Source organism: Chitinophaga sp. GbtcB8 (assembly GCF_019091455.1).
In the GTDB taxonomy this organism is placed as follows: domain Bacteria; phylum Bacteroidota; class Bacteroidia; order Chitinophagales; family Chitinophagaceae; genus Chitinophaga.
Map to the genome: position 1 here is coordinate 21,319 of NZ_JAGXJN010000048.1, position 20,459 is coordinate 41,777.

The window sequence follows — 20,459 nt, forward strand, 5'->3', positions numbered from 1 at the left end:
TTAAAGCACACTTGTTTTAAATACTGCCAAAGGGTTTTTAAATGTCCCTGCAAACTGCTGGCTTTTGAACGGGTTGTTCGGCTGTATCATCCGCTGGTTATTGCGGATCTGCAGGCGGTTCAGGCAGGTTTTAATGATCTCGTCCGCAAACAGATCGCTACGCCGGAACTTTTCTTCCAGCTCCGGGTGCCGCTGCTGGTAGTCCAGGATACAGTCTGCTGCCAGCTCCCAGAATTTTTCTTCCGGGTAATCTGCATGCTCCACCAGTACGTGTGATACAAAGCGGAAAAAACAATCGAAGATCTGTGTAAAGATGGACAGGATCTTCAGCTCTTCCGGTACCGGTATTACAATGCGTTTTACATGGTCCGGCAGCTCCAGGTTACTGTTCACAATGGCTACTTCTTCTGCTATATCCTTCATGATGGCGCTTACCGGTACATTGTTCTCCAGCACCAGTATCACATTCTCCCCATGCGGCATAAAGCGCAGATCATAATAGTAAAAGCAATGCAGCAGAGGGCTCAGGTAACATTGCAGGTAATGCTGCAGCCAGGTAGTAATATCCAGCCCGGATGATTGAATGAGCACCGGCAGTAAAGCCTGCCCCTGCGCATCAATATGTAGCAATGCCGCCATGGTCATTAAGCGCTGGCCGGGCTGCAGCTTGGTCATGGGGCTTTCCCGCCAAAGGGTAGCCAGCATTTTCTTATACGCGCTTTCTGTTTTAATAGCCGTCTCAAAATACCGGTTGGTGTAACCCATGGTGGCTGCCTCTCTTAACATGGTAAAACCTTTTTCCTGCAGGTAAGCGTCACCATTTACCAGGTCGCTCACCCATTCATTAATGGCAGGTGTAGTGCGCATGTAATAAGGCGATAAGCCACGCATGAAACCCATGTTCAGGATAGACAGCGCCGATTTTACATAAAACCGTTCAGGCGTACTCACGTTAAAGAGCGTACGAACAGATTGCTGGGGCAAATACGTATCTGCTCCATATCCCAGGCATACCAGGTAATTGGCAGCTATGTCCGGTGCAAAAATGCTGGCCAGCTTGTTATACCATTGCCAGGGGTGCGTGGGAAAGAATAAATACTGTGCAGGGTCCAGGCCTTTTGCTGTCAGTATTTGGCTGAAGACCGCACGGGTAGCTCTATCCAGCTCCCGTTCCATTACCTGCTGGTAATCCAGCGGCGCTATAGCGGTGAATTCTGTTCTGCTTATATGTCCGGCCAGCCATATCACCGCAAAGGGGCTGGCTGCTTCCGGCGCGTAACGGCGGTAATCAACCGTGTCATATCCTATGCGCCCGTTATTGGCTACAAAACAGGGGTGACCGGCCATCATGGAATGTTCCACTTCCTGGTAATCTGCCCGTGTAAGCGCTTCTGCTGTAAGCGTGTTGTAAGTGTGCATGTAGGCGCTGCCATACAAGGTGCTGATGATCTCTTCCAAATAAGTAGGCAGCAGCTCCGGATCAAAACCCAGCTTTTCACTATACTCTATAATAAAGCTTACGGCTTCCAGCGGTGCGGGTTTACTATCCACATACTTTTCAATGGAGTTAGTATCTATATACCAATGATCCAGGCTTAGGATCTTTGCACGAAAGCGGTAACTGATGGCCTTTGCTGGCGACAGAACATAATACTGCCAGCCTTTATGAATATATTCCAGCTGCGGTTCTATCAGCAGCTCGTGTGCAAATTCCGCAATGATCTTTTTCAGATGTAAGCGGTTCACCTGGGCCCAGGTGGCCGGATCCAGGTGCGCTACTGCATCCTCCGCAGCTATTTTCAATGATTCCTGTAGCATGTGCAATTAGTTTTTTTGGTGAGAGGCTGCGCCATGTTGTTTGATCAGCTTCAGGATGTGGCGGATATGATCCAGCGTGGTAAGGGGATTCAGCATAGTGAACTTCAGGTAAAAGTCGCCATTCACCCGCGTGCTGGCTACCAATACTTCACCGCTGTTAAACAGCGCCTTTTTAATGTATTGATTGAGCTCACTCAGGTCACTGCCCTTATAATTTTCCGGTGCATAACGGAACAGGATCACACCAATGTCTGAATAGCTTAGCAGCTCCAGGTCAGTATCCAGCGAAATTACTTCTGCAGCCTTTTCTGCTGTTTCAATAATAGTTTCTGTATAAGCGCCCAACTTTTGCTTGCCCATCAAACGCAGGGTGAACCACAATTTCAACGCATCAAAACGGCGGGTGCTTTGGGTTACGGATTTATTGATCTGGTTCAGATCATCATAATCCTCATCCTTGGGATTTAAATAATCCACGTGCATACGCAGTAACTGCAGGTACTTTTTATCCCTTACAATAAATGCGCTGCTGCTAATGGGCTGAAAAAATGATTTATGATAATCAATAGTAACAGAATGCGCCAGCTCCATACCATTCAGCAGGGAACGGTATTTTTCCGTAAGCAGCAGCCCGCAGCCATAAGCAGCATCTATATGATACCAGAGCCTGTATCTGGTGGCTATACGGCCAATTTCTGCCAGCGGATCCAGGTTACCGAAATCCGTAGTGCCGGCAGTAGCTACAATAGCAATGGGTATGTTGCCCTGGCTGATCTCCCGTTCAATGGCATCCTGCAGCAGCAGGGCATTCATGCGGAAACGTTCATCTGTTTTTATTTCCACCAGCGATTGTTCTCCCAGGCCCAGTAAAGCGGCATTTTTATGATTGCTGAAATGCGCTTTTTCCGAGACAAAAATGCGGTAGCGGGAGGCCTCAGCCGGTAACCCCGCTTTTTTAATATTATGCTGCGTGTATTCGGTAGCGTAATAATCCCTTGCCAGCAAAAGGCCCATGAGGTTACTTTGCGAACCACCGGCAGTGAACACCCCATCAGCCTCTTTCCCGAACCCTATTTCATTACAGGTCCAGCTGATGAGCTTTTGCTCCATGAGCGTGCCGCCTGCGCTCTGATCCCAGGTATCCTGTGAGGAGTTAATGGCGGCAATCAATACCTCTGCACCTATGGCTGGTATTACCACGGGGCAGTTCAGGTGCGCAATATATTCCGGCAGGTGAAAGGCCGTAGCATGTTTTACATACAGCTCCTGCACTTCCTGCAGCAGGCTTACATAATCAGGCAGGGGCGTATCAAAATCAATGGCTGCAAAAGCGGCCTTCAGCTCTGCAGCAGGTATACCGCTGAAAGGTTTGCGGTTCCTGTGCAGGAAATTCACTACCAGGTCATGTGCACCGGTAATGGCTTTGCTGTATTCAGCAGCTGCGCCTTCATGAAAAATATCAGGATAGGTTTCCTTTTCCCTGGTTAAAATATCCGGTCCGGATTGCGGGAGTTCAGCATACATTGTGTTGCTCATATAATGCATTAATTTTTATAATGGTTCCATTTAAAAAAACGTTGGGCTCAGGGCCGTGTATCACGGTCCTGGAAAGGGGTAGTATGGCGTGTGTGTATTATTACATATTCGCTAATGCGGAATGATACACTTTACCATAATGTTCTTCCATAATGAGGTAGGGATTTTCCGGGTGCGTAACAGACCGGATATTAATTAAGCTGGTTTTACTCATCATACGCAGCATGAGCCTGCGCTCACATTTCACCATCTGGCCGTACTCCTCTCGGAACCCCGCCAGGAAAGCATTACGGCCATGTGCGCATAAATGGTTATTTACAAATATCAGGTCGCCTGCTTCGGGAATAAATTCATTATAGATCAATCCCTTTGCTTCTTCCCAGAAACGTTTTAAATTCTCCAGGGCTTCCGGCGCCTGGTCTGCATTTACATTATAGATCTGCTCTGCTGCATCAAAACGCATAAAAGGCGCGTCCTCATTACCATATAATACTGCTGTGCGGGTTTCTTCGCCGGTAGCGTCATCCTGGTCATAATTAGCATCCTTGGGGCATTTGTAGATGGGCCTGAACAGCTCTTTCATAACATCATTAGGCTTGCCATGGGAGCGGATAGAGTATAACATAGAGGGTACCCGTTCCTCATTGCGCAAGAACAGAAAGCTTAAAAAGTCGGCCGCATTGTACAGAAAAGCATCTTCCGTATGTACAAACAGATCGGTCCTGGAACCGGAGCCGGTTTGTGTGTGCATCATTTTTTCATCTGGAATAATGGCATGCATTAAACCACCGCCTTTACGCTGCGCAAAATATTCCACCGGTTTAGAGGGAACCGCACCATGTAATAAAGAAGAAATAAACCCATACTCCACTATCTTATTATAGTCTGTTTCCTGCCAGGAAGGCGGCGTTGGACCCAGCTCTTCCTGTCCAATTTCTATTAGCCCTCTTAGCACAATAGCGCCGTATTGCTGCGCAGTAAAATCGGTTCCAAAACTGCTTAAAATACGTGCAATACGTTCCGGTAATAATTTAAATGCGTTCAAATGTAAAGTGGAAATAAATTCAGGGTTCTCGTAGTCCTGGTATTTCCGTTTTAGCTTTTTACCAATGTAAGTGATCTCCATTCTTTCTTCATCGGTAACATCAATAATTAACGGTTGCATAGGTGGAGAAATAGCAGGATACGTTGTTGCTGAATATGCCTGCATACTGGTGCCAATCCTGGGAAGCGTCTCTATCCTGGGTTCCATGGTACTAAAAATTTTTTAGGTAAACTATGAGGTCTGGTTACTTCGGGTTTTCTGGTTTTAAAAAAGATAATGTTTGTGTGTACAGCTATATGCTGTATCATTAGGTTAATGCAAATGTGCAGCTTCCGGATGTAGGCTTTTGATCGAAAGCGGAAAACAATTTACGCAAAGAGGAAATTGATACGCGCATTAAATGACTGTTATCTTATAATAAGATACCGGCAGATTTAATATCTTTATCAGACAGGGAAACCATAAAGCGTAGCGTATGTCAGTAATTAAAAAAAACGTATATCTGTTATCGTTGTTTGTACTTTGCTCGTGTGTAAATAATAAAAAGGAAGAAGAAGTATATAAAGTGCCGGATGTGCCTGTATTAACAGCGCTGCCCGATAAATATGTACCTGTTAACACAGTGGATACTGCAGAAAACATAGACCTGCTGCCTGAAAAAAAGGAAACATTAATAATGAAGGCCGCCTATATGCCGCAGGATTCTATAAAATTATATGGCCTGGATACCATGCAATTTCATCATCCCTTTTACTATACTGATATTGATAAAGGTTACGGCTGGCAGTTTAGTAACGGTATTCTTCCCCACTATACCCGCGACGACAAGGGAATTGAAAGGGAGGTTTATTCTGAGATGGCTCCATATGCAACGGTTACACGCTACGCCTCCCGCAAATCAGATGGTATAGGAGAAAGAAAAGGCACTTTTGATTTCAGGATCTATGGGGTTGTGATAGGCACCCGGCGCAAAAATGACCAGGAGCTGTATGTTAAAGCGTATCCGCTGCTTAAAAAGGTAAGAATAGCAGATTACTGGAGTGTAACAATGGAGAAAGATTCCGTTCCCATACCTAATTATGAGGACAAGATAGATTCTGCACACGCGGTGTATATGAATCTTTCAATTACGAATTAGCGTTATACTACTTAGCCGGTTTTACCGGTACACTCCGGCGGCCGGCCACTTTGGGTACTACGGGCAGGCTTTCATTCCCCGCTTCGCCTACAGATTGTACGGCAAAAAAGTAATTATCTTTTGAGTAAGGGAGCTTAATGTTCGTATCAGCAGTAAAAAATTTCTTTTGCCATACTGCGCTGCTGGATTCCCGCATCATTACATAGTAACCTTTTACTTTTCCATTCAACGGCGCTTTCCAATGTAGCGTGGTAGCATTACCCAAGCCCGCTACATCTACCAATACCTCTTCCGGCATAGACGGCGCCTTGGCCAGGTTTGCAAGGTTCGACAGGTTCATGGCGGCATTCTTGCGCAGGTATTCAAAGTCCATGAACTTTACCAGGTCGCCATACTCAATACCATTTTCAGTGCGCAGGTCCTGGTGCTGATGGTAAAAGTTCTCATTCATTTCTGTAAACCGTACGGCAGCATATCCATTCTCTACAAAAGGGGAATGATCCCCGCCGCGCAGAAAACGGTCGTTACGGTAGATCAGCACTACCTCCAGGTTAGCCACATACCGCTCGCCGGTTTCTTTTACATAGCGGGCCAGCTGCCGGGCCTTACCATCATTTTCCAGGCCCATTTGCCGGATGGCGGCAGCAGTAGCGGAATCTGTTTTATAAGGCAGCCCTTCGCTGAACACGCGGATCTGCGTATTATTAATAATGTTGGTTTCGTTGCTGTTATTGCTGCCTACAATATCATTATTCAGCATAGCCTCAATATCCCAGTGTTGTTTGCGGGCCTTGTCCGCTAAAAAGTGTGCGCCCAGCAGCCCCTGCTCTTCGCCACTTACGGTTACAAAGATCACCGTGGCTGGAAAAGCATGGCGGCTCATTACCCGCGCACATTCTATTACGGCGGCACAACCGCTGGCATCATCATTGGCGCCTGGCGCAGTGCCTGTACGGTCCATTACATCTGTACGGCGGCTGTCCAGGTGACCGCTGATAAGGAATATACGTTTATCATTTGGATCTGTTCCTTTTAAAACACCCATTACATTACCCAGGTTTATCGGCGCATCCACCCGCTTACCGTCAGGCATATACGTAATGGTATCTATATAGGCTGTTAAACGCCCGCCGGATTGCGTGGCAAACTGGTTGAACTTACTTAACACCCAGTTCCTGGCTGCGCCTATACCGCGTTTAACCTCTTTCTGCGTGCTCAGCGTGCTGCGGGTATCATAGGATACCATGGCCTGTACATACGCCTGCAGGGAATCCGCAGACACTTCCTGCACCATTTGCGCTATTTCAGGGTCTTGTTGTATAATAACCGGTGATTGTGCTTTTGCAGCACCAGCGCTTACTGCCAGTAAAACAGTTATGAGGGCGTATTTCATATGCTTATTATTAGATCGTTGATAAAGTGGTTCACTAATATAGGGTAGTATCCCCAAAAATTCATAGCACAATAACAGCTGCAACCATATTTCATTGTACGCTGAAGTATTTTTTTGCAGCAGGTTGTAACCTTGCAATATGAAACACGCGTTGTTCCTGCAATCTGAAATTGCCGATCCTTTCGCCATCTATACACAACAGCAAACCAATAATCCTGTTTATTGGGATGCACACAACGGCATTTGGGCGGTATACAGCTACGCTGCCTGCAAAACAATATTAGACAGCAGCAGCGCCTGGATACCGCCCCTGCCTGTTGTAAGCAATGCGCCGGTGGCAAACCTTATCCGCAGCCAGCTGGCACGCTTAAGCAATACACCGCAACATACATCTGCACGGGAAGCTGCCTTACAGCTGTACCGGCAATTGTACCCCGTAAACATCCCTGCATTAATGCAAATGCTGCTGGATAATAAAACAGAAACAGACTGGGTGCAGGCGGTTTGTAAAAAATTACCGGTGCTTTATTTATTAAAGGGATTGGGGGTTACAGATGATGACGGTGTTTTCATCCTGGATAATATGCCCCTGCTTACACAGCTGATGCTGCCTCATGATACCCTTACACAGCCCTCGGTGATTAACCATATCTATGAAATAGCGGCTAAATATGTACCGCCCGGGGCAGGTATGATAAGCAATCTGATTGGATTATTGATACAGGCCTATGATGCAGGCCGCGGGGTGTTAAGTAATGCCTTATTACAATTACTCCATAACAAACAATGGTTACACCTGCCATTCCCCGCATTGGTAACAGAAGCACTGCGGCTGGATACACCCATTCATACCACCCGGAGAATATTACAGGAAGATCTGACGCTGGAAAACTGTACCCTGCAAAAAGGGCAAACCGTGTTGGTGGTGTTAGCTGCTGCTAACCGGGATCCACAGCAGTTTTCAGACCCCTGTACATTCAATCCCCTGAGAGCAAACAATAACAGCTATCTCACCTTTGGCAGCGGGGCACATGCGTGCATAGCCAACCATTTTACTGTGTTCTTAGCGGCTACTGCACTGCAATATCTTTTTTCGGAGTATAAAGCCATGGCGCTAACAGGTGCGCCTATAACCTATGAAGCGGTAATGAATGCAAGATTGCCCCTAAGCATTTATCTTTCACTCAGATCCCGTTAGCCTGCGTTAAAATAACCGGCTGGCCATCTGTGATCATAATGGTGTGTTCATGCTGGGCCACAAAACTGCCGTCGTTGGTAACCAGCGTCCAGCCATCACCTTTGTTATATGCGTAGGTAGCGCGGGTGGAGATGAAAGTTTCAATAGCTACAATACCATTCTTCCTGAAACGGTCCAGGTTAAAGCGGTCGTAAAAACAGGGAATTTCCTTAGGCGCTTCATGCAGGCTTCTGCCCACGCCATGGCCTACCAGGTTTTTAATTACACGGTATCCCGCTTTCTTGGCTTCTGTTTCTATTAACCTGCCAATTTCAGCGATCTTAACGCCGCCTTTAATATGCTGAATGGCTTTATGTAATATTTGTTTGGAAGCATTTACCAATGGAGCATGGCTGTGCAGGTCCTCACCTAATATAAAAGAGCCGCCATTATCTGCCCAGTAACCATCCAGCTCACCGGAAACATCCACATTCACCAGGTCGCCCTCCTGCAGTATGCGGTTGGAGGGTATGCCGTGCGCTACCTCGTTGTTCACACTAATGCAGGTCCAGCCGGGAAAGCCATAGGTTAATTTAGGAGCAGACTTTACACCTGCAGCCTGCAGCAGCTGCCCGCCATATTCATCTAACGCGCTGGTAGTCATACCCGGTTGCGCGTATTCCCGCATTTGCCGCAGCACCGTGCCCACGGCTTCACTTACCTTCTTAATGCCTTCAAGCTCTGTATTGGATGTAATTGACATAATTCAAATTTACGAATTATTTAGGATCAGGCGGTTATACGCTGAGCGCAATTTCATTTTCAGTATCTGTTAAACCATGGGCATTATACGCAGTCTATTCTACATACACCTTAAAAACTATATGCGTATGAAACGTATTATTTTTACTAGCGCTTTTGTAGCCTGCATGGCCATCAGTTATATATCCAATGCGCAAACCGCCACACCCCGCGTTACCAAACGCCAGGTAAATCAACAGGAACGTATAGCCGGCGGCGTTAAGTCCGGCGAGCTAACTGCAAGGGAAACAAAACACCTGGAAACAAGGGAAGCTAAATTACAGCAGAATAAAAAAGAAGCTAAGGCAGACGGTGTTGTAACCGGCCAGGAAAAGCGCCAGCTGAAACGCGGGGAAAACCGCAACAGCCGCGCCATTAAGCGCCAGAAACATGATGCACAGCAACAGCAACGATAAAAAGATCTGGTTTTAGTTGTTATAATTTCAAGGGCTGTACCATTTACCGGTACAGCCCTTTTTATTAAAATATCAAAACATTTATACAGATCAAAAAGCGCCCGTGAACGCATATTTGCCGGAGCCTACATTTACCACCACATACCCCGCTTCCGTGCCGCTTACCTTTATATCTTTCTGGGATGAAAGAGCTTGCCCGCCTTCCTGGATGTTTTCCGCGCTGCTGCCCGGTATGTAAATGGTAGCGGTAGTGTTGGCCGGTACCTCTACATTCAGTAAAATTTTCCCATCGCTTATTTTCCAGCCGGCAGCTGCTGCGCCGTAATAGGTTTTTAAGCTTGCATTGGCGCTGGTAATACCACCACCAGGGTGCGGCTGTACTTTAATATGTTTGTAACCCGGCGCATCTTCATACGTATCCAGGCCTGCCATGGTACGGTACATCCAGTCGCCAATAGCGCCGTAGGCGTAGTGGTTAAAGGAGGTCATGCCGGGATCCTGGAAAGTGCTGTCGGGTTTCATGGAATCCCAACGCTCCCAGATGGTGGTAGCGCCCATTTTTACCGGGTATAACCACGACGGATATGTTTTTTGCAGCAGCAGCTTATATGCTACCTCTGTTTGCCCGAAACGGCTTAATACATGACACAGGAAAGGCGTACCCAAAAAGCCGGTGGTGAGGTGGTTATGATAATGTTTAATATTCTCCACCAGCTCATCTACAATACGCGGGCGCATGGCTTCAGGCAGCATATCAAAATATAAGGTTAGCACATAGGCGGTTTGCGTGCTGGATACCAGCCTGCCGTTGGGTGTTACATACTCCTTTAGAAAAGCAGCTTTAATGCGGCGCAGCTGTTCTGTGTAATGGTTTACATCCTCTGTTTTACCCAATAGCTTAGCAGCATTGATCATGATCTGCGTGGAGTTGGCCCAGAAACACTGCGCCACCAGGCGGCTGTCTGTTATGGCCGATACCGCGTTAAAAGCATCATTCTCCTCTGCGCGGTAAGAGAGCCAGTCGCCAAACTGGAAGCCGGTATTCCACAGGTCATTTTTGGCGGCCTTTTCAATATAACCTACCCAGGCTTTCATGCTGGGATATTGTTCTTCGATCAAACGGGCATCCCCGTACGCTAAATAAGTGTTCCAGGGAACAATGGTAGCAGCATCAGACCAGCCGGTAGCGCCCACGGGATCCGGGAACACCGATGTTAGGTTAGGTATAACAAACGGCACAGCCCCGTTGGATGCCTGGTCAAAAGCCACGTCTTTTAACCATTTGGCAAAAAAGTTATTCACCTGGCGGTTAAAGGTGGCGGTGCGGGAAAACATGGCTGCATCGCCGGTCCAGCCCAAACGTTCATCACGCTGAGGGCAATCCGTAGGCACATCCAGGAAGTTGCCCTGCTGGCCCCAGCGGATGTTGTGCTGCAGCTGGTTCACCAGCGGATCAGAACAGCTGAACTCCCCGGTTAAAGGCATGTCAGAATACAATGCCACGGCAGTAAAATCAGCCGGGTTCAAAGGTCCGTTAATGCCTTTTACACGGATATAACGGAAACCATGGAACGTAAAATGCGGCTCAAACACTTCCGTGCCATCACCTTTCAGTATGAACATATCTTCCGCCCTGGCGGAACGGAGGTTTTCATAATAAGGCTCCCCTTTTTTATCCAGTACTTCTATATGCGCTACCTTAACCGTGTCGCCTGCTTTGCCTTTTACTTTTACCTGCACCCAGACTACCAGGTTTTGCCCAAAATCCAGCACCTGGTCGCCTTTGGGTGTGGTAATAACTTTGACGGGTGCAAAGGTTTCATGTTTTTTTATCAGCTCATTATAGGAAGCGGAAAGATTATTAAGCGGTGCATCTTTGATCTTAACTGCTGCCCATTGGCTGTCGTCAAAGTCCGCGCCGGCCCAGCCTGTTTTTTGCAGGCGGGCATCAAACACTTCCCCATCATAGATCTCAGATGATACAATGCCACCCGTAGCTGCTTTCCAGGAGTTATCAGATACTACGGTTTCCGTAGTACCATCTGTGTAATGAATATTCAGCTGGAACAACAAAGCCGCATCCTTACCATAATAATTTTTCAGCTTACTCCAGGTAAGCGGGCCACGGTACCAGCCGCTGCCGAGTATTACCCCAATAGTATTTTTGCCGCTTTGCAGCAGCGGGGTAACATCATAGGTTTGATAAGTAAGATGCTTGTTATAGCTGGTCCAGCCCGGGGTCAGGAAAGCATCTCCCACCCGCTTGCCATTCAGCTGCGCTTCATATAATCCGTGCGCAGTTATATAAGCAATGGCCGACTGTACTTTTTTAGCGGTACTAAACGTTTTGCGAAAAAAAGGAGCAATGCCGCCGGCACTGTCGCCCGGCAAACCGGAAGTGATCCATTGTGCTTTCCAGCTACCGGCATTCAGCAACCCGGTTTGCCAGTAGGCAGGTGCACTCCAACCGGAGGTTTTACCTTTATTATCCCATACCCGTACCTGCCAGCTGTAGCGGGTATCCGGCTCCAGGGCCTGGCCTTTGTACGCTACGTGTACGGAAGAATCGCTGTTCACTTTTCCGCTGCTCCATACCACCGTATTGTTTTTGGAGATCTTTAATTCATAAGCGGTTTGTAATACATTCCGCTGGGTGGTAGCTAATTGCCAGCTGAAGCGTGGCTGCAGTACATCCAGGCCAACAGGATTGTTCAGATTTTCACAGCGCAGCTCCTGCACTTTAACCTGTGAAAAGCCGGTATAGGAAAAGAGTAATGCGGCGCCTGTTATGGCGGCAAAAACGTGGATCTTTTTCATGCAGTTATAATATTATGGACGTATTTACAAATATCCTACACGCCCCTGTAAAAGTATCCTATACTGTCCCACAAAAGTAAGAGGAAGCATCCTGGTGCTTCCTCTTAATTATTGCCTGCTTCCTTGTTATTACTTCACACGCTTCACCACATACCGGGCCTGCATTTTCCGGTAACCATACCAGCCTACTCCCAAAAGTATCAGGAAAGGCCATAGCTGCAGCAGGAACAGCACTACACTACGGAAAGCATCCGCTCCATTACGCAACGCTGTTAACAGCTCCGTACCAAAACCGGCGCGGGTTACCTGCTCCGGGTTCACCACCACCTGTATATCTGCTACCTGCGGCTGGAACAGCTGCACGGTGAAAGTGGCATAGTTCACATCATCCAGGATGGCCAGGTTCATGATCTTACGGTCAACGGCATACCCTTTTTTCCTGTCCTGGTAAGCCATTACATTCAGCGGGGTACTGTCTTTGCCAGGTTTAACCGGGGATGCGTTCATCTCTTTGTTCTTCAATGCATTGGTCAGGTAGTCCCAGGTTTTGTCCTGCTCTTTCAGCGTACGGTAATCAATAAACGCTGCCATGCTGGTAAGGGCATGCACTACAGAATCCAGGCTGGCAGCAGGTACGCGCAGTGTAAGATTAGCCGTAGGCGTGTACAGCTGAATGCATTTCAGTGAATCCGTGGTGTAGGATACCTCTTTTAACCTCCCAAACTCGTTCTGCAGGTTGCTTTCCACTACAATACCGTTCAGGCCTGTAACTACCTGCTCCAGGGCAGATGCTGCCTTGAATACATTATTCACGCGGCATCGCACATCAGCGGTGCGCACTCTTTTCCGCGAGGGGGAATTGAGCGCAGAAATGTCATTTGCAAATTTGGTGGAATCGGCCTGCACTTCATAAGCAGCGGCAGTTTGGGAGGGCTCTCCATTATGCGGTGCTGACTGACAGGCAGCTAATACCAGGAGCGGCAACATGAGGTAAGAAAATGAAGAACGCATAGGGTGTAGTTTTCACTTTATATCCCTGGTCCATTAAAAGTAACCTGCATAAAAAGTTAAAATAACCCTAAAGCATTTTTAGTATTGGTAAACAATTAGTAAGAGAGAGGGGAGCCGGATAACGTCGCAATAACAAAAAAATTGTTATGAAAATGATCAATAATATTATCTTAGTCATAAATCACACTATTCCAACAGGCGCCGGCGTTCCTATGCACCGGGTAAGGCCATCCCTAAACCAGGACAAAAACAATGATATGAAGGTAGATAAAACCACACTTACAGACTTTATTAATACATCCTTCCCCTCTTATAAGGTAGATATAACTGCATTTAATTCAGGCGTGATCGTGATAGACGTGTTCAGGTCAGGGGATGTAGTGGCTATCCAGTATGATGGCGAATCTTACATTGGCGTATCCGTGGTGCCTGACACGAAACGTGCTGGTGGCGCGGGATTACCGCAAAATGTTTTTCATACCGTAAAAGAGTTTGAGGATTATATTAAGAGAATAGCATAAGCACAACTATCCAACATTCCAGTTACAAGAACGGACAGCAGATCACGAGAGGCTTATTATCCCGGACATTTTTTCACCAATAATTTTTAGTGACTTCCCCGGTCAACGCCTAATGCGGTGTTGCGGTTGGTGCTGTCGTACTCATCCGTACAGTCGCAGTCAGGTCACTAACGTTTACGGATATACGTCATTTTCAGCTAGCTTGTCAGTTGTAATGATGGAATATGGCAGCGCGGTTAATGGGCAATCCTGAACTGATTCTATAGCGATGGGCGCCACCACTTTTATGACCGGCCGCCTGCTGGACCTGGTTAAACACTTTGAATATAAAAAGATCCTGGAAAACATTTGCCTTATAAGGCCCCTCCCTGTATAAACGCTTCCAGCCTTTGCCGGTTAATAACCTGGTTATTCCATACCCAGGTATCCTGGCTTTGCAGGTTAGCCATGCTGGCATCTGACTGCGCGGCCAGCCATTGTACAAAGCTGGCCTTATCCGCAAAGGTGCGGGCGCCGGGTGCAAAACCGCCATCCCAAACTTCTCCGTACAGGTACTGCCCTTTAGCATCTTTTCCCAGTCCCATGCCGCAGTAATCCCGGTGGCTGTTCATAAGGGCGCAACGGTTAAGCGCCTGCGCAACCTTGGTGGCTAATGCCTGGCCGTAGGGCGTGTTATTAGCCAGCAGAGCGGCTTTCATGTCCTGCAGGCGCTGATCTGTGTCTGCTTTTTCCTGCAGCGCATTTGCTTTTTCCATGGCCTTCATTTCCGCCGGTGAGGTAAGCCGGTACACAAAATTATTCTGCTCAATATCTATATCAATGGTAAAAGCAGCGGCCTGCGGCGCCTCCAGCGTCAGGTATTGATGAATGAGCCGCTGCAGCGGCATTTCCAGGTCCCAGAAAAAAATGTTCTTCCCATCTGCCGTTTGCCCACGCAGCGTAAGCAGCGTGCCCGAAGTTACCTGGCACTCCAGCCGGCCGCCAGTGCAGCTTGCTGCATACAGCTTGTTGCGTAAAAATTCGTTGATCTGCTCCTGTATGAACATGACAATGGTATTCATAAAAAAGGACCGCCTGGGCGGTCCTTTCTGTATATCCTGTAATGGTCTATTTCTTTTTCTTAGCAGCAGTGCTGGTGGTGGTCCGCTTTTTAGCGGTGCTTTTCCTGGCAGTGCTGTGTTTTTTGCCGGAGGTTTTAGCCTTAGCCTTGTATACTTTGGCAGTACCTACCGCTTTTCTGGCGCTGCTGGAATCCCGTACCGGTATCTTAGCCGGGGGCGGGAATTTAGCCCTGGTGGAAGCTGCTGCCTTATCATCCAGTGTCATTTGAACGGATTCTTTCAGGATCTCATCCTTCTCGTTCATGAACACTCTCATTTTGTCTTTAGGTACCCGCAGGTCGTAGCTGTTCTCCGGGCCGGCCAGTGCCTGCGCAAAGCCAGGGTTCAGGCGGTTCATTTCAGCTACCTCTATGTTCAGCTTTTTGGCAATGGCCTCTATGCGGTATTTGCCGGAAATATTGAACTCTACGGTGTTGAACATATCATCTTCCGTAAGCTCAGCGGGTGCTGCTGTAGTGAAAGTAGCCGGTTTTTCCACGGAAGCTACCAGGCTGCTGCTGCCTGCATCATCGCCTACACCAAAGAAGTTATTGAACCTATCCAGTATATAACCGGTAGCAATGAACTTGTACACATGGTTACGGGATTCTGCCGGTAAAAAGTACTGCATGCCCCAGAAGTCTTCACGGCCGCTGGCTTTCATAGCACGCTGCACCCCGCCGCCACCGCAGTTATAAGCGGCTACTACCAGCAACCAGTCGCCAAACTGCTCATACAGCTCGTTCAGGTATTTGGCTGCTGCCAGGGTAGATTTGTAGAAGTCTTTTCTTTCATCCACTTTTTTACCTACGCTCAGGCCAAAGATGCGGGCGGTACCGGACATAAACTGCCAGGCGCCTACGGCTCCTACCCTGGAACGGGCGTTGGTATTAAAGCTGGATTCAATTACGGCCAGGTACTTCATTTCTTCAGGAATACCATGTTCCCTGAAAATTTTCTCGATCATTACGAAATAGGGCTCGCCCCTTTCAAGCATGATCTGCAAATGCTGGCTGTAACGGGTAGCATAGGTGTTAATATAACCTGCTACCAGGTTGTTGTTGATCTGTTCATACACCTTGGGGCTGCGAACACTGGAGGGCAGGCTTTCTGCGCCCCTTCTTACCGCCGCAGTAGCGGCAGCTGTTCCAAAAGGTGTAGTAGTGGTATCTTTCGGCAGTTTTACCTTACTCATAAGGATCGCCGTGTCAGGTGCTGCCAGATGGGGAGCAACCATCTCTTTAGATACCACATCGCCATCTGCCGCAAACACACTCATTGCACTCATCGCTGGCAACAGCAGTAGTAAAAAGATTTTCCTCATACACATATTTATTTTAAACAATAGTAACCTGTCTCACTGAAATCATTTGCATAACGTGATCTGCAATGTTTAACAAGCTCGCTTCGTCAAATTGCTTTGTGATGATCTGCACACCAAAGGGCATTCCGTTTGAATGCCGGCGCAGTGGCACGGATATGGCCGGTACCCCTGCTAGGTTCGCCAGTACCGTATAAATGTCGGCAAGGTACATGGCAATAGGATCTTCGGTTTTTTCTCCAATTTTAAAAGCTGTACTGGGAACAGTTGGCATTAAAATGGCATCATACTCGGATAATATCTGTGATAGTTTGTCTACCACCAATCTTCGAACCTGCTGTGCTTTCGTGTAATAGGCATCATAATAACCTGCACTTAGCACAAAGGTTCCCAGCAATATACGACGTTTTACTTCCTTACCAAAACCTTCCGACCGGCTTTTTTTGTAGAAATCGGTCAGATCCAGGTCCTTTTGGGCGGTTCTGTGGCCATATTTTACTCCATCAAATCGCGAGAGGTTTGAGGAAGCTTCTGCCGTGGTGAGCACATAATACGCGGGTACTATATAATCAAGGTAGGCAAAATCTGTGGCGGTTACTGTGTTTCCGGCTGCTTCTAACTCTTCAAAGAAGCCGGAAAATCCATCCCGCATTTCAGCATCCAGTCCCTCGTGATGCAGCGCGTCTTTTAAATACGCGAATTTGTATGTTTTATTGTGCGCCAGGGCAGCCTGATAATCAGGAACTTCCTTTTGCGCTACTGTACTGTCATACTCATCGGGCCCGGCAATAACTTGTAAAACCGAAGCCACATCTGCAATATTCCTGCCAAAAACTCCTATCTGGTCAAAAGAAGAAGCATACGCAATCAACCCGTAACGGGAAACGCGGCCATAGGTGGGCTTTAACCCTACTATACCGCAAAAATCGGCCGGCTGCCGTACGGAACCGCCGGTATCGCTACCCAGGCTCACCTGGCATAAACCAGCCTGCACGGCTACTGCAGAGCCGCCGGAAGAACCGCCAGGCACCCGGGTGTTATCCAGCGCATTCAGCACCGGCCCGTAAGATGAGTTTTCATTGGTAGATCCCATGGCAAACTCATCGCAGTTCAGGCTGCCTATAATAATAGCATCCGCTGCCAGCAATCTTTCAACTGCGGTAGCGGAATACAAAGAGGTAAATCCTTCTAAAATGCGGGAAGCGGCGCTTACTTTATGCCCTTTGTAGCAGATCACATCCTTATTGCCTACCACTACCCCTGCCAGCGGGCCTACCGGCTCTCCTTTACGGATGCGGGCGTCCAGCTCAGCGGCTTTTTCAAGGGCTTCCTTTTCATATACTTCCAGGAAGGCATTCAGATGTGAAGATTGGGCTATGCGCTGCAGGTAATAGCGTACCACCTCCGTACAGGTAGTGCTGCCGGCGTATAAGGCTTTGTGAAAAGACGATATACTGCTGAATTCAGACAATGCTAAACCAGTTAAATTCTTTAATGTTAAATTGGTGATATGGTTAAATTGGCAAATAGGCTGATCTATTCCGGCAATTTAACATAAAGCTCCGTAACAATTTCCGGTAGCCGGGCGGCGTAACGGGAATTACTTCTTAACGTCAGACGTGGAAGGCTGTTCTTTCATACCATCCTCTATTTCCTGACGCACATTATTCTTGGCATCATTAAACTCACGGATACCTTTACCAAGACCACGCATTAATTCGGGAATTTTTCTTCCACCAAACAGTAATAATACAACCAGTGCTATTAACAGTAATTCAGTCATACCAAGATCTTGGAACAGTAAAAGTGGTGATTTTACAATAACGGCAGTCATTTTCTCAGTTTTAAAAGTTCAGTGTACAAAGATAGACCTTATAATTGGTATTTTCTGACGCAGGCTATTAGTTTAAGTAGATTTTAACCTCGCGCCGGGCAAGCATTCTGAGCAATAGGGTTCATAAAAATAGAAAACGGAAACCGTCAGGAACGGTTCCCGTTTTCACTAATTTCCCTGTATTGTGTACTAAACCCTTTTTTCTTTGATACGGGCTGCTTTACCAGCGCGTTGACGCAGGTAATACAGTTTTGCCCTTCTTACCTTACCTACTTTATGCAACAGGATGGAATCAATGTTAGGAGAGAACAGGGGGAAAACCCTTTCAACACCTATACCATCAGAGATCTTACGCACGGTAAAAGAAGCAGTAAAACCAGTACCCTGGATCTTCATCACATCCCCTTTAAAGGACTGGATCCTTTCCTTGGTACCTTCCACGATTTTATAGTTAACGGTAACATTGTCACCGGCTTTAAATTTCGGAAATTCTTTTTTTCCTGTCAGTTGCTCGTGAACAAAAGAAATAGCGTTCATCTTTACAATTATTTATGGGACGGCAAAGGTAAGTATACAAATGAGAAGTTCCAAATTATTGCGGAAAAATATTGACAGAGGCTAACTGGCAGCTATTAGCTTTTAGCAGTTAGCTGCTAGCTCCGGGACAATCAGCTAATAGCCAACTGCTAAAAGCTAAAAGCCAACAGCTAATAGCCTATTTCAAAAGATCCGGGCGGCGCTGTTGCGTGCGTTCCAGCGCCTGCGTATGCCGCCAGTCCTCAATTTTACGGTGGTCGCCGCTGAGCAGCACCTCCGGCACCTTCCAGCCCCGGAACTCCTCCGGCCGGGTATAAACCGGCGGCGCCAGCAAATGGTCCTGGAATGAGTCGAAAAGGGCGGAAGTTTCATCATTCAGCACCCCGGGTATCAGGCGGCCAATAGCATCTACCAGCACGGCAGCTGCCAGCTCCCCGCCGGACAGCACATAATCGCCAATGGAGATCTCCATGGTAATGAAGTGTTCCCGGATCCGCTCGTCGATGCCTTTGTAATGGCCGCATAATAACAGCAGGTTACCTTTTAACGACAATTGATTAGCCATAGACTGGTTCAGGGTAGCGCCATCCGGGGTCAGGTAAATCACCTCATCATAGGTGGTTTTGGCCTGTAACAGCTCAATAGCGTTGACCACCGGCTCCATCATCATTACCATACCGGCGCCGCCCCCAAACTGGTAGTCGTCCACCTGGTTATGTTTGAAGGTAGAGTAATCCCGCAGGTTATGCACCTGTATTTCCAGCAGCCCCTTTGCCTGCGCCCGTTTCAGGATGGAATGGGAAAAGGGGCTTTCCAGCAGGCCCGGTTGTACGGTGATAATGTCGATGCGCATGAGTTAAGTTTTGGGTCCATGGACCATGAACTACCCCAAGTAAATATCCAGCAGGCCATCCGGCAGCTGCAGGTGTACTACCTGGTTCTTTTTATCAATTTTTACCAGCGACTGCTCGTTAAGCGGCAGCAGGGCTTCCTTACCCTGAATGGTCACTTTGGCCAGCACCTGCATGGGCATTTCAATCACTTCTTCAATAACGCCCAATACGCCCTGCGCAGCATCGTGCACGGTAAAACCCAGCAGGGACAAAGGCGCAGCGGCAGCGGTCTGTTGCTTAAAATCCGTTTCCTGCATATATACCGGCGTTTGCACCAGCTTTTGCGCAGCCTCTTTACTGTCAATCCCTTCCAGCTTTACAAAGGCATGCTCATGATCTTTAATGCTGGCCTTTTGCAAAAAATAAGGGATAAAGCTATTCTTCCGCTGTTCCAGGAAAAGCACCTCTACCCCTTTAAGAGCGGTTCTTTTACCCAGGCTATGCCGGAGTATTAACTCACCCTGCAGGCCAAAAGCGGCTACCAGTCTGCCTATGCTGAAGTAATTATTCATATTTGGGAAGCGGTTCAAAATAAAAAAAGGAAATATTTGCGGACAAATATTTCCCTTTTAAGTATGATCAAGCAAATAGCTTATGCTTCTGCGTTACCACCTTCAGCCGGTGCATCTTCTACCCTCTTAACGATGGGTGTAATAGCACGTGCTTTCTTGTGGGAATCGCGGCGGGCCGCTACTTTCTGCTCATGTTCTGCCTGCCATTGCTCAAATTTCTTGTAAGCAGTAGGCTCATCAAACAGACCTAATTTAACCCCTCTCAACAGGTGTTTCAAATACAGCACACCTTTGAAAGAAAGAATTCTCCTTACCGTATCAGTGGGCTGGGCACCTTTTTGTAACCAGCGCAGTGCTTTTTCGGTATCAATGTTAATAGATGCCGGAACGGTTAAGGGATTGTAAGTACCGATCTTCTGGATGAATTTACCATCTCTGGGCGCGCGCGCATCGGCTACTACAATAAAATAGAAAGGTCTTTTCTTCGCGCCATGACGTTGTAATCTGATCTTTACTGGCATAAATAAATCGAGTTATTTTTTTGCGAGTTATAAAAAAAATATATAGGGGTGCAAAAATAACAGAATAA

The 20,459-nt window shown here is 47.4% G+C and carries 19 protein-coding genes; 4 read left to right on the forward strand and 15 right to left on the reverse strand.

Annotated features, from left to right (window positions below):
- The 3 genes from KVT36_RS28480 to KVT36_RS28490 form a co-directional block, all read right to left on the reverse strand.
- A complete protein-coding gene (locus KVT36_RS28480; RefSeq protein WP_217606837.1) occupies window positions 1-1,818 on the reverse strand; it encodes an IucA/IucC family siderophore biosynthesis protein in 1,818 nt (605 codons plus the stop codon).
- Between the two features lie 6 nt (window positions 1,819-1,824).
- Window positions 1,825-3,354 (reverse strand): aspartate aminotransferase family protein, encoded by a 1,530-nt coding sequence (locus KVT36_RS28485; protein ID WP_217606838.1) that lies wholly within the window; start codon window positions 3,352-3,354, stop codon window positions 1,825-1,827.
- A 100-nt stretch (window positions 3,355-3,454) separates the two neighbouring features.
- Entirely contained in the window at window positions 3,455-4,519 is a 1,065-nt protein-coding gene (locus tag KVT36_RS28490; RefSeq protein ID WP_254640236.1) for a taurine catabolism dioxygenase TauD, read from the reverse strand.
- Window positions 4,520-4,874: 355 nt separating this feature from the next.
- Between KVT36_RS28490 and KVT36_RS28495 the strand changes: the two genes are divergently transcribed.
- Entirely contained in the window at window positions 4,875-5,537 is a 663-nt protein-coding gene (locus tag KVT36_RS28495; RefSeq protein WP_217606840.1) for a hypothetical protein, read from the forward strand.
- A gap of 7 nt (window positions 5,538-5,544) precedes the next feature.
- On the opposite strand, the gene KVT36_RS28500 is transcribed toward KVT36_RS28495, so the two are convergent.
- Window positions 5,545-6,930, reverse strand: coding sequence for a M20/M25/M40 family metallo-hydrolase (locus KVT36_RS28500; RefSeq protein WP_217606841.1), 1,386 nt, complete (start codon window positions 6,928-6,930; stop codon window positions 5,545-5,547).
- Window positions 6,931-7,069: 139 nt separating this feature from the next.
- On the opposite strand from KVT36_RS28500, the gene KVT36_RS28505 reads away from it, so the two are divergent.
- Window positions 7,070-8,128: a cytochrome P450 gene (locus KVT36_RS28505; RefSeq protein ID WP_217606842.1), complete on the forward strand. Its 1,059-nt coding sequence runs from the start codon at window positions 7,070-7,072 to the stop codon at window positions 8,126-8,128.
- Here the strand turns inward: KVT36_RS28505 and map are convergent.
- Window positions 8,115-8,870 (reverse strand): type I methionyl aminopeptidase, encoded by a 756-nt coding sequence (map, locus tag KVT36_RS28510; protein ID WP_217606843.1) that lies wholly within the window; start codon window positions 8,868-8,870, stop codon window positions 8,115-8,117. The genes KVT36_RS28505 and map overlap by 14 nt on opposite strands.
- Before the next feature lie 127 nt (window positions 8,871-8,997).
- Between map and KVT36_RS28515 the strand changes: the two genes are divergently transcribed.
- Complete coding sequence (locus KVT36_RS28515; RefSeq protein ID WP_217606844.1) at window positions 8,998-9,324, forward strand: hypothetical protein; 327 nt, start codon at window positions 8,998-9,000, stop codon at window positions 9,322-9,324.
- Window positions 9,325-9,414: 90 nt separating this feature from the next.
- Here the strand turns inward: KVT36_RS28515 and KVT36_RS28520 are convergent, their stop codons facing one another.
- Together KVT36_RS28520 and KVT36_RS28525 are read right to left on the reverse strand one after the other, a co-directional pair.
- A complete protein-coding gene (locus tag KVT36_RS28520; protein ID WP_217606845.1) occupies window positions 9,415-12,141 on the reverse strand; it encodes a glycoside hydrolase family 78 protein in 2,727 nt (908 codons plus the stop codon).
- A 129-nt stretch (window positions 12,142-12,270) separates the two neighbouring features.
- Window positions 12,271-13,152, reverse strand: a complete 882-nt coding sequence (locus KVT36_RS28525) for a DUF4349 domain-containing protein (protein WP_217606846.1) — start codon at window positions 13,150-13,152, stop codon at window positions 12,271-12,273.
- A gap of 257 nt (window positions 13,153-13,409) precedes the next feature.
- Between KVT36_RS28525 and KVT36_RS28530 the strand changes: the two genes are divergently transcribed.
- A complete protein-coding gene (locus tag KVT36_RS28530) occupies window positions 13,410-13,673 on the forward strand; it encodes a hypothetical protein (protein ID WP_089920179.1) in 264 nt (87 codons plus the stop codon).
- Between the two features lie 353 nt (window positions 13,674-14,026).
- On the opposite strand, the gene KVT36_RS28535 is transcribed toward KVT36_RS28530, so the two are convergent.
- From KVT36_RS28535 to rpsP, 8 genes are all read right to left on the reverse strand, one after another.
- The gene (locus KVT36_RS28535) at window positions 14,027-14,719 is read right to left on the reverse strand and encodes a hypothetical protein (protein WP_217606847.1); all 693 of its coding nucleotides are present in this window, start codon (window positions 14,717-14,719) and stop codon (window positions 14,027-14,029) included.
- A gap of 61 nt (window positions 14,720-14,780) precedes the next feature.
- Entirely contained in the window at window positions 14,781-16,097 is a 1,317-nt protein-coding gene (locus KVT36_RS28540; RefSeq protein ID WP_217606848.1) for a lytic transglycosylase domain-containing protein, read from the reverse strand.
- Window positions 16,098-16,110: 13 nt separating this feature from the next.
- Window positions 16,111-17,565, reverse strand: coding sequence for an Asp-tRNA(Asn)/Glu-tRNA(Gln) amidotransferase subunit GatA (gatA, locus tag KVT36_RS28545; RefSeq protein ID WP_217606849.1), 1,455 nt, complete (start codon window positions 17,563-17,565; stop codon window positions 16,111-16,113).
- A gap of 129 nt (window positions 17,566-17,694) precedes the next feature.
- On the reverse strand, window positions 17,695-17,928 hold the full coding sequence (locus KVT36_RS28550) for a twin-arginine translocase TatA/TatE family subunit (RefSeq protein WP_089920189.1): 234 nt from the start codon (window positions 17,926-17,928) through the stop codon (window positions 17,695-17,697).
- A 189-nt stretch (window positions 17,929-18,117) separates the two neighbouring features.
- Complete coding sequence (rplS, locus tag KVT36_RS28555; protein WP_217606850.1) at window positions 18,118-18,465, reverse strand: 50S ribosomal protein L19; 348 nt, start codon at window positions 18,463-18,465, stop codon at window positions 18,118-18,120.
- Between the two features lie 178 nt (window positions 18,466-18,643).
- Window positions 18,644-19,318: a tRNA (guanosine(37)-N1)-methyltransferase TrmD gene (gene trmD, locus KVT36_RS28560; protein WP_217606851.1), complete on the reverse strand. Its 675-nt coding sequence runs from the start codon at window positions 19,316-19,318 to the stop codon at window positions 18,644-18,646.
- Window positions 19,319-19,348: 30 nt separating this feature from the next.
- Window positions 19,349-19,870, reverse strand: a complete 522-nt coding sequence (gene rimM, locus KVT36_RS28565; protein ID WP_217606852.1) for a ribosome maturation factor RimM — start codon at window positions 19,868-19,870, stop codon at window positions 19,349-19,351.
- Between the two features lie 80 nt (window positions 19,871-19,950).
- Entirely contained in the window at window positions 19,951-20,391 is a 441-nt protein-coding gene (rpsP, locus tag KVT36_RS33075) for a 30S ribosomal protein S16 (RefSeq protein WP_217606853.1), read from the reverse strand.
- Window positions 20,392-20,459: the final 68 nt, after the last annotated feature.